Annotated in this window: 10 protein-coding genes and 1 pseudogene; 4 read left to right on the plus strand and 7 right to left on the minus strand. The window is 62.3% G+C overall.

Annotated features, from left to right (window positions below; all coding sequences use genetic code 11):
- Positions 1-170: 170 nt before the first annotated feature.
- Both P3W85_RS28430 and P3W85_RS28435 read left to right on the plus strand, forming a co-directional pair.
- Positions 171-1110: pseudogene (locus P3W85_RS28430) on the plus strand (IS5 family transposase).
- 1413 nt (positions 1111-2523) lie between these two features.
- Positions 2524-3087 carry a GGDEF domain-containing protein gene (locus P3W85_RS28435; protein ID WP_276267204.1) on the plus strand — a complete coding sequence of 188 codons (564 nt, stop codon included), beginning with the start codon at positions 2524-2526 and terminating at the stop codon, positions 3085-3087.
- 89 nt (positions 3088-3176) lie between these two features.
- Here P3W85_RS28435 and P3W85_RS28440 read toward each other — a convergent pair whose 3' ends face one another.
- Positions 3177-3632 (minus strand): CopD family protein, encoded by a 456-nt coding sequence (locus P3W85_RS28440; protein ID WP_430869633.1) that lies wholly within the window; start codon positions 3630-3632, stop codon positions 3177-3179.
- 372 nt (positions 3633-4004) lie between these two features.
- Between P3W85_RS28440 and P3W85_RS28445 the strand changes: the two genes are divergently transcribed.
- Positions 4005-5978: a sensor domain-containing diguanylate cyclase gene (locus tag P3W85_RS28445; RefSeq protein WP_276267206.1), complete on the plus strand. Its 1974-nt coding sequence runs from the start codon at positions 4005-4007 to the stop codon at positions 5976-5978.
- Positions 5979-6126: 148 nt separating this feature from the next.
- Entirely contained in the window at positions 6127-6591 is a 465-nt protein-coding gene (locus tag P3W85_RS28450) for a GNAT family N-acetyltransferase (RefSeq protein WP_276267207.1), read from the plus strand.
- A 185-nt stretch (positions 6592-6776) separates the two neighbouring features.
- Here the strand turns inward: P3W85_RS28450 and P3W85_RS28455 are convergent, their stop codons facing one another.
- The 6 genes from P3W85_RS28455 to P3W85_RS28480 all read right to left on the minus strand — a co-directional run bounded on the left by P3W85_RS28455 (position 6777) and on the right by P3W85_RS28480 (position 11511).
- Entirely contained in the window at positions 6777-7985 is a 1209-nt protein-coding gene (locus tag P3W85_RS28455) for a benzoate/H(+) symporter BenE family transporter (protein ID WP_017228088.1), read from the minus strand.
- Between the two features lie 175 nt (positions 7986-8160).
- A complete protein-coding gene (locus P3W85_RS28460) occupies positions 8161-9666 on the minus strand; it encodes a PLP-dependent aminotransferase family protein (RefSeq protein ID WP_276267208.1) in 1506 nt (501 codons plus the stop codon).
- A 197-nt stretch (positions 9667-9863) separates the two neighbouring features.
- The gene (locus P3W85_RS28465; protein WP_276267209.1) at positions 9864-10322 is read right to left on the minus strand and encodes a GNAT family N-acetyltransferase; all 459 of its coding nucleotides are present in this window, start codon (positions 10320-10322) and stop codon (positions 9864-9866) included.
- A 170-nt stretch (positions 10323-10492) separates the two neighbouring features.
- A complete protein-coding gene (locus P3W85_RS28470; protein WP_276267210.1) occupies positions 10493-10891 on the minus strand; it encodes a type II toxin-antitoxin system VapC family toxin in 399 nt (132 codons plus the stop codon).
- 8 nt (positions 10892-10899) lie between these two features.
- On the minus strand, positions 10900-11151 hold the full coding sequence (locus tag P3W85_RS28475; RefSeq protein WP_017228084.1) for an antitoxin: 252 nt from the start codon (positions 11149-11151) through the stop codon (positions 10900-10902).
- Between the two features lie 201 nt (positions 11152-11352).
- Complete coding sequence (locus tag P3W85_RS28480; protein ID WP_276267211.1) at positions 11353-11511, minus strand: hypothetical protein; 159 nt, start codon at positions 11509-11511, stop codon at positions 11353-11355.
- Between the last annotated feature and the right edge of the window lie 216 nt (positions 11512-11727).

The raw sequence follows: 11727 nt of genomic DNA on the forward strand, positions 1-11727 counted from the left end.
TGAGCCCCCCTGCTGTTAGCGACGATGTAAAACCGCACATGAATGGCGGTGCAAGGTTGAGTGATTTTCTCAACAATAACTGGCCCACGCGGGCGCCGTTGTTTGTGATAAGCGGCAGCAGCACGCTCCGGCTCAACGGGCTGGAGGCGGAGGTTGCGGTGCTCCTCAATATGGAGGGCATGAACGTGCAGATCTACCGCGTCAGGAACTGGGCAAAGTGCAACGCGGCCTTGATCGCGAGAGGTGACGTGACGATGTGGATCGAAGAAGGCGTACTGCAAGCGTCGCCCGAGACAGGATCGCCAAAGCGTGGCCGGCCGCGCGCTTACTCGGACGCGGCGATTCAGATGCTCCTCGGATTCAAGCAGGTGTTTCGCCTGCCGATGCGCGCCCTTCAGGGCTTTTCCCACAGCACTCTCCGGCTCGCCTTCGCCGACTTGCCAGTGCCGAATGACACAACACTGAGTCGCCGCGCGCAGGGATTGGAAGCGGTGTTGCCCGTGCAGCGCACCCGGTGAGTCACTGCATCTGGTCATCGACAGCACGGGCCTGAAGGTATTCGGCGAGGGCGAGTGGAGGGTACGCAAGCACGGCTATCGACGCTGCGCACCTGACGCAAGATGCATCTGGCGATGGACGCGAAGGCCGGCCAGATATGCGCGGCGATGGCGCCCAAGGATAGGTGTCTCTACTAGAGACACCGACAAGCCCCTCTAGGGGTAAGCATGTTGAAGACCTTGCGCGGTTGCCAGGGATTCGCCTTGATCGCATTGACCGGCGGCATCAGCTTGTTCGTCAATGCTTCGAGTTTCTGGATCTTCAACTGCGCGTCGGCAAACGCTCCCATGGCCGGAGAGCACGTTCGGTGCGGCATGGCGCAACGAGGCCATTGGCGCCATTGCAAAAAGCAGCAGGCGCGAATAGAAGAAGTCCAGCAGCTATCACTGGCGCTCGCTCGTTGAGACCTTGCTGTACCGCCTCAAGACGCTTACGGGCAATTGCCTATGGGCGCGCAAGGTCGGCTCCCGGGCGACCGAGGTGGCAATCCGCGTGGGCGTGCTCAATTGCGTGACGGCGCTCGCCCGCCCTCATTCCGTCCGTATCGCATGAATTCAAGATCAGAGCGGGACCTTTGTCTTCAAACTCGATTATGCAACAAGGCCCCCGTACACCGCTTGCTGTGGGGACCTCCTTTCTGAGGAGCCCCCTCCTCCTCGTCACAGTGGTTCGCTATGGCTGTATATGGATTCGCGTATCCAAGATACCGTGCACACGTCCAGTGCGGCAGACTGCCCGTCTCTGTCGATCAGCGTACGGACCTCATGCTCCTGATACATGAATTGGACGATGTCCTGCGTCCGTTTCCGCTACCCATTCTCCAACGCGTCAAAAACCTCTCCGTCCATAGCAAACCTCCCTTCCCAAGCCTCTAAGAGCGTGCATTTCCACTACCCCCGCCTAGTGCGTCGAATTCGTACGCCACCCAATATTTATACAACGAAATCCTAGGTGCGCCCCATCCGAATACAGCTCGAAATCCAATCACATTCGGCATCCAACCGAATATGCCCAACCGCTCCGTCCTTTAGCGATTTCGCCGACTAGCCTGGTGCGTGGAGCAGACGCAACCTGACCATCGCTGCAACGTTTCCGTCGCTGCGCCCACGCACCCTAGCTCTGGCCGTGGATTCTGTTTTGGCATTCTTGTGCAGGCTGCCACAGGCCTGTCCTGTCGGCTGAACCGCTGGTAATACGTATGCGGCCACCCCGCATGACCCGGTTATCCCACCGCAGTGTATTGGGCTTCGTGATCGGTGTCCTCGCCTCCTGGCGATCGGGATGTTTGGCTATTAGGTGTGCCTTTGGAGGGTCCGTGTCCGGATAAACTGTGTCTCATCGAGCGGCATAGGCCAAAACCGCCCGCAAAGCCAAACACTGCCACATGTCCGGCGTCCTCAGTATTGGCAATTGTAGGCATGCCAAGAACGGAAGAAGCCCGCCACCATATGATCCCGGCGTTAGTTTGCGCCATCAGCCAAGGACGGCTGATCGAGGTAGCTGCTCAGGGTCTTGCTGGACCGTGCTACGTGCTGAGATTTTGAATACCACTGCCGTTAAGGTCGGCACCTTTCAATGCTTGGCCCCTCGATACCTGGGCATATACGGCATATTATCGACGATTTCCGCATGCTTGTGTAGTTCCTATCAGGCCATTTTCAGATTATTTTTTAATAGAATGCTTATGCTCACACGATGCTCATAGATTTTCAGGAGCAACTTCAACCATTTAACATGAAGCACGGATTAATTGAAGATGCCATGTCAATGTTAATCGCATTGTTGAAGCATTTTGATTTTCTGGGGAAATTTGTCAAATTTCCTGTGGAAGGTCGCACGCAAGCACCTCCGGGAGCGGCCAGTCAGTCAAAACGGTACCTACAAGCACTTCGGCGGCCCAAAATAAGCGAGTTCGTTGCCGCGGACGGCTTCATCCGGGCCATAATTCTGCACACATACACGTTCATGGACCTGGCGCTGTCGGTTGCCTTCATGCTGGTGGTGACGCGGCGCGTGCATCTGGGACTCGAGACGCTGTCCAGAACCGATCCGCTGACGCAGTTGCTCAATCGCCGTGCCCTGTACGATGCCGGCAAGGTTGAGCTGGCGCGCATGCATGACCACGGGGACGAGATGACGCTGCTGTTGATCGACCTCGATCATTTCAAGCGCATCAACGATAGCCTGGGGCATGCGGAAGGCGACCGGGTGCTGACGGATTTCTCGGCCATGCTCAAGCGCGAGCTGCCCGCCAATGCCTACCCCGGCCGCTTTGGCGGCGAGGAGTTCCTGGTGCTGCTGCCCCACACCGGCATGGGCGCCGCGCTTGGCCTTGCGGAGCGCCTGAGGGCCACCTCTTCCCGGTACTTCGGCAGGCGCGTTGCCGACCTGACCATCAGCATCGGCGTGGCCTGCGTGGACAAGGCGGATGCCCGCCTGGATACCGCCATCGGCCGCGCGGACCGGGCGCTCTACCGGGCCAAGAGCGCCGGCAGGAACCGGGTGGAAGGGGTGATGGAGGCGGCCTGACCTGTTCGGGAACGCGCTTTGGCCGATGACGCGGCTACGCCGGGAAGCGGCGACCAGAATGTGGCGCAGGCGCTACATTGGCGCGAAAATCATGCAGCCAGCTGGCCTAGCGTGGCCACCGCGATGGTGAGCGCGCCAAGCAGCAGGTTCAGGCCCACGGCCTGCCGGATGCGGCCCAGCGCGGCACCGGCCGCCTTCCAGTCCTGCGCATCCACGGCGCGGCGGAGCGCGCCGTAGGGGCCAAAGTACACATAGATGAAGATGGCGATCATGACCAGGCCGAGACCGAGCATCGCATGCCAGTTGAGCGGTGCCGCGGCAAACCCCACCCTGGCCAGCATGGCAACACCGCTGACGGCGATCAGCACGACGGCGCCCCAGACCCAGGCAAGAAAGCGCGCGAACACGCCGCGCCACAGGCGCAGCCGCTGCGGCGGCTCCAGCAGCGTGCCCGCCGCGGGGCGCAGGCAGACATAGGCGAAGAACATGCCGCCCACCCACAGGGCAACGCTGGCGATATGCAGGAAGTGGAGCAAGGGGTCCATGATCACAGGGGAAAGTTGCCTGAAAGTCTAGATTAAGGCGCAGCACTGCATTGACGCGGCGCCGGTGAATCCGCCGTTCCGGTCAGCCCTGGCGGGCCGGCGCGCGCCCAGGCGCTGGCGCCACTGTTGGGGGAATGCCGCATTCTAGCCCTCGCCGGCCTTCAGCATGCGAGCAAAGCGACCGATAAGACACACAATGCCGAGTGAAGGCGTTGGCATTGGTGGGGCGGCCCCTTTCCTTCTGCTAACCTACGACTCGGGTCGGTCGCTCGCAGGGGGCGGTTTTTCGAGAATAGCGCAAGCCAGGTCAAACGGTCATGATCCGCAAATTCGAACAATAAGATAATGATGCGGCATTCCTTAAAATACAGGATGGCGGTGGCCACCGCGCTGGTGGTGACATTGATCATCGTCGCGCGGGCATTGTTTGCTCAGTATTACGCGTTCCAGGGCCTCCAGGCCTTGCGCCAGGCGCAGCAGGATACGCTTGTGAAGCTGGTTGCCGAACAGCTGGACGAGAAGTTCGAGAACCGGGCGATCGCCCTGCAGCGCCTGGCGCGCCAGCTTGCTCCCATGCTCGGCCAGGCGCCGGCGGACATGAAGCGCTTCGCGGCCGATGCCGTGGCCATACCGCAAAACTTCAACGCGGTGTTCCTGGCCTGGCCCGACGGGGACATCGCGTTCAGTACTGCGGTGCCCGACGGGCAGCGCCTCCATATTTCCGATCGCGACTACTTCCAGCAGATTGTCCGTGGCTCGGATTTTGCCGTTTCCGACCTGCTGCGGGGAAGGCTGACCAACTCGCCAGGCGTGATCCTGGCGGTTCCCCTGCGCGGGCCGGACGGGCAATTGCTGGCCGTGGTGGGTGGTGCGTTGAATCTCTCGGCCAGCAATTTCCTGGGCCAGATCGCGCACAGCCGGGTCGGGCTGACCGGCAGCTTCTGCCTGGTTTCGTCCGGCACCAATCCGCGCTACGCGATGCACCCGGGCGCGTCCAAGGTCATGACCCCGGCCAAGGCGCATGGCGAGACGTGCGGCCTCGAAACCGCGCCCTCCCCCTGGGAAATCCTGCAACCCACGCAGCCCATCGTGGCGCGCTACCTGCTTGAATCCAATGGCTGGGAAGTGGTGTCGGTCCTGCCCGCCAGCGAGGCTTTTGCCCCCCTGGTGGATGTGCGGCGCAAGACCATCGAGACCGCGGGCTTTTCGCTGGCGCTGGCGGCCCTGATGATGTGGCTGGCGATACGGCGCATGCTGGCGCCGCTGGAGTTGCTGCATCGCGTGGTCGGCGAAGCGCCGCAGAACCCGGCCGTGCTGGCCTCGCTGCCAACCGGGAGCAATGATGAGATCGGCGAGTTGGCCAGCACCTTCAGCACGGTCATGCGGCAGCTTTCCGAACGGGAAGCCGCGCTCAGCGCCGCCAAGGACTGCGCCGCCGAGAGCGAGAAGCGCATCGAGGCCATCGCCAATCACGTGCCCGATCCGGTGTCCTTCATTGACGCGAACGAACGCTATGTCTTCGTCAACGAGGCCTACGCGAAGCGGTTCAAGCTGCCGGCGCGGCAGATCGTCGGGCTTACGGTGCGCGAGCTGTTGGGTATGCCCGTCTATATGGCATCCAAGCCTTACCTGGAGCAGGCCTACCAAGGAATGCCCGTCACCTTCAGCCTGGAAGGCAAGGATGGCGCCGAATGCATGGAAGTGACATACCAGCCCGCCTGGAACGACAGCAACGATACCGTGCAGGGGCTGTATATATTCGCGCGCAACGTGACCAGCGAGCGCGAGAAGATGCGAACCCTGGAAGCGCAGACGCTGACGGACCACCTGACGCGGCTGCTGAACCGCAAGGGGTTCGACCTGCGCATGTCCGAGGTCATGAGCCGGGCCGTCGCGAACCATCAAAGCGCCGCCCTGCTGCTGGTGGATGTGGACGACTTCAAGGCCGTCAACGATACCTACGGACACGCGGTTGGCGACCAGTTCCTGGCGGCGTTCGGCGAGCGCCTTTGCGCCTGCGTGCGCACCAGCGATGCGGTGGCGCGCATCGGCGGGGACGAATTCGGCATCGTGCTGGACGATGCCGCCAACCTGGCGGCGCTGGAGCGCATCGCGCAGGACATCGTGGCGGCGTCGAAGCGCCCGCATTTCATCGAGGGCCATACCTTCGTGGCGACGGCCAGCGTGGGCATGGCCGTGCATTACCCCGACGATGGCCAGACCGCCAACGAGCTGTTCATGCGCGCCGACATGGCGCTTTACGAAGCCAAGCGCGCCGGCAAGGCCCGGTATTCGCCGCCGGCTACGCCGCCAACCACGCCGCCAACGTCAAGCAGGCGCGCGTAGCGGATACGCGTAGCCGATGGCAGCCGGCGCCCGCCGCACGGCTACCAGGATACGTCGCGATCGGTCACAATTGCGGCTGGCACCGCACATCGGAATGCCACTGGCAACGCCTGCCAGCCTCCCAACCCATCACACCGAGGACGCACCCATGACCACCGCCCCGATCCAGATCCGCCCAGCCGAGCCGCAGGATTTCGAAGCCTGGAAGGTACTCTGGGATGGCTACAACGCCTTCTATGGCCGCAAGGAGCAGACCGCCCTGCCGGCTGAAATCACCCGGATGACATGGTCGCGCTTCTTCGACGCCTACGAGCCCATGCACGCCCTGGTGGCCGAGCGCGGCGGAGCGTTGCTGGGCCTGGTGCACTTTCTCTACCACCGCAGCACCATCCAGATCGGCCCCAGCTGCTACCTGCAAGACCTGTTCACTACCGAAGCGGCGCGCGGCACCGGCGTGGGCCGGGCGCTGATCGAGGCGGTCTACCAGCGCGCCGAAGCCGCCGGTGCCAAGCGGGTCTACTGGCAGACGCATGAGACCAATGCGACGGCGATGAAGCTCTATGACAAGGTGGCGGAGAAATCGGGGTTCGTGGTGTATCGGAAGCCGGTGTAGGTTTGCACGGGTGAGCCCGGAAGGAGGAGGCTGCGGTCCTTGTGGAATGTGGCCGGGGGTTGTCTCCTTCTGCTGGCTCTATTGGCTCTATTTACGCAGGTTCGCGTCTGACCGCGACGCCACCGGCGGCTCCCTGCCCACAGATACGTGACGGCAGCGCGAAGCCGTGGCGTGAAAACCTGCGTTCACTTGGCCACGGCCGCTTCGATCAGGGTCTTGCGGCCACCGTGGATCAGCAGATGCGCCACCAGGCCTGCCACGAGCCCCCAGAACGCGCCGCCTACGCCCAGCAAGGTCACGTTGGCTGCCGTTGCCAGGAAGGTAATCAGCGCCGTCTCGCGTGTGCGGGCATCGGCCATGGCATTGGCCAGGCTGCCGCCGATGGCGCCGAGCAAGGCCAGCCCCGCCAGGGTCGTGATGAAGGTGCGCGGCAGCACCATGAACAAGGTGGCCAGCGTGACGCCGAAGATGCCGACCGTGACGTAGAGGATGCCGCACACCAGTCCGGCGAGGTAGCGTTTGGACGGATCCTGGTGTGCGTCCTTGCCGGTGCAGATCGCCGCGGTGATGGCCGCCACATTGAAGGCGTGCGCGCCGAACGGGGCCATGATGAGCGAGCCGAGCCCGGTCACGGCGAGAATCGGGTTGGCGCTGGTCTTGAAGCCGTCGTTGCGCAGCACCAGCATGCCGGGCATGTACTGTCCGGTCAGCGTGATGACGAACAGGGGTAGCGCCACGCCCAGCAGGGAGCCTACGGAGAATTGCGGCATTTCAAAAACGGGGGCGGCCAGGCTCAGGTGAATGCGCTGCACGTCGATCCTGTCCTGCGCAATGAGCATGGCCATGCCGATGACCAGGATTCCGACCACGGCGAAGCGCGAGGTGAAGCGGCGCAGCGCGGCGTAGGACACCACCAGCACGACGACCAGCAGCGGATCGGCGCTTGCGCCGCCGAACGCATTCACGCCGAACTGCAAGAGGATGCCGGCAAGCAATCCAGCGGCAATGCCGCCGGGAATCAACCGCACCAGGCGCTCGAAGGCGCCGGACATGCCGAGCAGGATGAAGCCGATAGCCGAGATGACGTAAGCCCCGATCACTTCGCCATAGGGTGTGTACGGCATGACCGTTGCCAGGAAGGCGACGCCGGGTGTGGACCAGGCTGTGATGATCGGTTCGCGATAGCGGTAGCTCAACCAGGCTCCGGTCAAGCCGACGCCGATGCTCACCGACCAGACCCAGGAGGCTGTTTGCGCCGGGCTGAGCCGGGCAAGCTGGGCGGCCTGAAAAACCAGGACGAAGGTGCCGCCGTAGTTGACGATGACCGAAATCAGTGCGGCGATTGCCGGTGCCGCGAAGTCGGCGAGCCGTAGTCTTGCTGTTGATCTGTTCACGCGGGCCGGTCCTTCCTGATGGGGTTGCGGTTTCAGGGAGGAAAGCGCTGCCCTCCCCTGATCTCGAAGAGGGGTAGCTTAGCCTTCATCCGGACTGTTTCATCAGTCCAGTTTTTGGGAGAAGACCAGACCGCATTGGCCGTGTGGTCCGATGCGTCCGTCCACCATCGAACAACTACGCGGCGAACGGCTGCGCAATGGCTTTGGCCAGACGCCGGGTGGCGGTATCGATCTCGTGGGGAGTGAGCGCGGCAAATCCGAGCAACCATCCGGCGGCGGCGGGGGGCCTGGCATAGAGACGGCTGAGTCCGGGTAGCTGGATGCCGGCCCGTGCCGCTTGCCTGATGGTGTCCTGCTCTGACCAGCCCTCGGCCAGCAGGCAGGGCATCTGCAATCCGCCCGGGGGCAAGTGGGCCGTCACGATGCCGGACAGGTGCCGCTGAACGGCATGGGCCATCGCTTCACGCCGCACCGCATAGATTTTTCGCATGGAGCGGACGTGGGCACCGAAATGGCCGGCATCCATGAAGCGCGCCAATGTCAACTGGGCGATCTGCGGGGTGTGACCGTCCAGGATGCTTCTGGCATAGGTCATTGGTTTGACCAGTTCATGCGGCAGCACCATGTAGCCCATGCGCAAACCGGGGTACAAGGACTTGCTGAATGTGCCCAGGTAGATTGTCCTCTGAAACGTATCCAGCCCTTGCACGCAAGCGGTCGGCAAGCCTTCGTAGTGAAACTGGCTGTCGTAGTCGTCTTCGATGATCCAGCCCTGCCGCTCGGCCGCCCAGGCCGTCAGCTCGAGGCGACGCTCCAACGCGAGCGTGGCACCCGTGGGGTACTGATGCGAGGGGGTGACGTAGATGGTATTGGCGCCGCTCCTGTCCGCGCGCAGGCGATCCGTGCGCAGCCCCTTTTCGTCCACGGGGACCGGCACGATCTTGAGTTGCGCCATCTCAAACGCCTTGCGCGCACCGAAATAGCCAGGGTCCTCCATGAGGATGGGCTGGTTGGCATCGGCCAGTACCTGGGCGCACAGGAAGAGTGCCTGACGGGTGCTGGTCAGCACCAGCACCTGATCCGCCGTCACCCTGGCCCCGCGCTCCAGATTGAGATAGTCCGCGATGGCCTGGCGCAGCGGCTCGGCGCCTTGCGGGTCGCCGTGCAGAAGGACGCTGGAGCGGCAGTCCTTGGAGGCCTGGCGCTGCAGCCGCTCCCAGGTTTCCACGGGAAACGTGCGGGTTTCGGGCAGTCCCGTGGCGAAGGCCTTGACCACCTGCTGATCCGACACGCCGCCGTTGGCAAGGATATCCGCGCCTCTTCCACTGAGCGCCGCGGGTTGGGCGGCCTTCGGACGCAGCGCTGCGGGCAGGCTGCCATGTCTCTTGCGCGTCCCCAGCAAGCCCGCTCCAAGCTTGTCCGAGACGAAGCTGCCGGAGCCTTCGCGCCGGCAGATATAGCCGTCCAGCTGCAATTGGACGTAGGCCATCTCCACGGTATCCCGCGACACGCTCAATGATTGCGAGAGTGTGCGGGTTGCAGGCAGGCGGCAGCCGGGGGCGAGGACGCCATTCAGTATCAGTTGACGCAGCGCGCGTTGCACGCGGACACGCAGTTCCAGCGAGGCCAGCTTCGGATCGGCAATGTGGATCTTGAGCGTTTCCAGCTCGATGCTGAGCATGATGCGGCCTGCCAATATTTGGTAAATCCATCGATGGAGCGGTGAATTCTGCCTGAATCGACCGGACGTCACCAGACAGGCCTGCCCCGTGCCGTCACCACGCGGCAGCCTCTCGCGCCTTGCCGACACAGTGTCCGGGCATGATCCCGGACACTGCCTTGACCAGTAACGCTGAGTTGCCCGCGCGGCCGGAGATCTTATAACGCCATGCGATACTCGATAAAACCGGAATCTTGAGCAACCCAGTTGTATAGCTTTTGAGCACGTTTATTGGTTGCGTGCGTATGCCAATACAATCGCGCGCATTGGCGTTGCTGCGCGAAGTTTTGCACCCATTCGATCAGCAATTTTCCCGTGCCTGCACCGCGAATCGTCGGCGCGACATAGAGATCCTCGAGGTAGCAGTAATCGGCCACTGACCATGTGGAGCGATGCAGCACCGAATTGACCAGGCCAATAATCTGGTTGCCTTTGACGGCAACGGAAGAATAAACAGGTTCATCTGGATCGAGGAACCGGTTGAACGTCGACCTCGTGGTGCTTTCCTCCAGATTCACTTCGTAGAAATTCTGATAGGCCAGCCAAAGCTGCAGCCATTGCTCATAGTCGCTGCCTTGAACTTCTCGTACTATCACCGAACTCTGATCGTTGTCCATTGCGCTCTTCCATACCAGGATTGAAGATCGATAGCTTAGCCCTCATCTGGACTGCTTCATCAGTCCAATTTTCAGGAGAGGACCAGACCGCATTGGCGGTGCAGCCTGCGCGATGCCGGATGATTACGCCAGGCAGGTTCGGATTCTTCAAGGGGCATCGGCTTCATTGTTCAGTTCCCCGTCGGCATCGACCAGTCTTCGACTGACAAGCCCGGCACACGGGTGAACGCTTGATCATTCGTCACAAGCACGGCGCCGACATCCAGCGCGTGCCCGGCAATCAGCATGTCCGATGCCCCCATCGGCTGCCCTTTTCCTTCCAGCAAGGCGCGCACTTGCCCGTAGCCAGGCATGGCTGACGGAGCCCAGGGCAAGACCTCGACGCGCGCCATCAGTTCGTTGACGGCACGGGCCAGCCGAACGGCCTCGGGCCGCCGGGCCAAGCCGTACATCAGCTCGGCACCGGTAATGGCCGACATGCACAACGCGCTCATGGGCGCGCTGGTCACGCGAGCCACCACCACTGGATTGGCCCGCAGCAGGTGACTCACGATGTTGGTGTCGAGCATGTATCGCGTCATTCCAAGCCTGCCAACGGGTCGCGTGTCTGGATGCCTTGCTCACGCTCGGCCAGAAAGTCCGGCGGCACGGCCTCGCCCTGGATCGCGACCAGGAAGCTGTCCCAGTTTTCCGGCTTGCGGGAGAGGATTACATCTCCAGTCACGGGATCTCGACGCACGTACACCTCGCGTTCGGCAAAGCGGAATTCCTGCGGCAAGCGCACAGCCTGGCTGCGGCCGGTAGTAAAGACTTTGGCGGTCACTGGCATAGCGGACTCCTTTGATATATATCAAAATATATATCAAAGCTTGGTATCCATCAAGATAGATACCAAGATCGACCACCGAAGGCAGGGGTCAAGCGGCACGCGCCACCCATCGCGAGCATGCGCGCCAAACCTTGTCTGGCGTGGCCCCGCTGAACGTTTCATCGCACTTCAGCATGGGCCAATCCACCGCACCGCCGCCCTTCACTCCGGCTCGATCCCCGCTGCCTTGATCACCTTTGCCCACTTCAGGGTTTCGCTGCGGACGAAGGTGGCGAGTTCGTCCGGCGTCGATGGCGCGGGCTCGCCACCGGTACGGCCAAAGTATTCGGTGGCCTTGACGTCGGCCAGCCCCTTGCGCACCAGCTGGCCGCGGACGAGGAACCGCCAGACTGGAAAGCGGGGCCGGCAAAAAGCTTGACAATGCAAGCGAAGCTGTGCATCGCCGCCCTATTTATGGGTCCTGTTATCCACAATTACTGTGGATAACAGGACCCTTGCTCCCCGCAAACCGGCTTGCTGCAGCCAATCCCCTCGGAGTGCCTATTGTTTCAGCAACTTAACACATGTATTGCGGAT

This window comes from Cupriavidus basilensis (assembly GCF_029335485.1).
Taxonomy (GTDB): domain Bacteria; phylum Pseudomonadota; class Gammaproteobacteria; order Burkholderiales; family Burkholderiaceae; genus Cupriavidus; species Cupriavidus basilensis_E.

Coding starts and splice junctions, on each gene's coding strand:
- P3W85_RS28435 (WP_276267204.1), top strand. CDS start 2,524: ATGGACCTGGCGCTGTCGGTTGCCTTCATGCTGGTGGTGACGCGGCGC.
- P3W85_RS28440 (WP_430869633.1), bottom strand. CDS start 3,632: ATGGACCCCTTGCTCCACTTCCTGCATATCGCCAGCGTTGCCCTGTGG.
- P3W85_RS28445 (WP_276267206.1), top strand. CDS start 4,005: ATGGCGGTGGCCACCGCGCTGGTGGTGACATTGATCATCGTCGCGCGG.
- P3W85_RS28450 (WP_276267207.1), top strand. CDS start 6,127: ATGACCACCGCCCCGATCCAGATCCGCCCAGCCGAGCCGCAGGATTTC.
- P3W85_RS28460 (WP_276267208.1), bottom strand. CDS start 9,666: ATGCTCAGCATCGAGCTGGAAACGCTCAAGATCCACATTGCCGATCCG.
- P3W85_RS28465 (WP_276267209.1), bottom strand. CDS start 10,322: ATGGACAACGATCAGAGTTCGGTGATAGTACGAGAAGTTCAAGGCAGC.
- P3W85_RS28470 (WP_276267210.1), bottom strand. CDS start 10,891: ATGCTCGACACCAACATCGTGAGTCACCTGCTGCGGGCCAATCCAGTG.
- P3W85_RS28475 (WP_017228084.1), bottom strand. CDS start 11,151: ATGCCAGTGACCGCCAAAGTCTTTACTACCGGCCGCAGCCAGGCTGTG.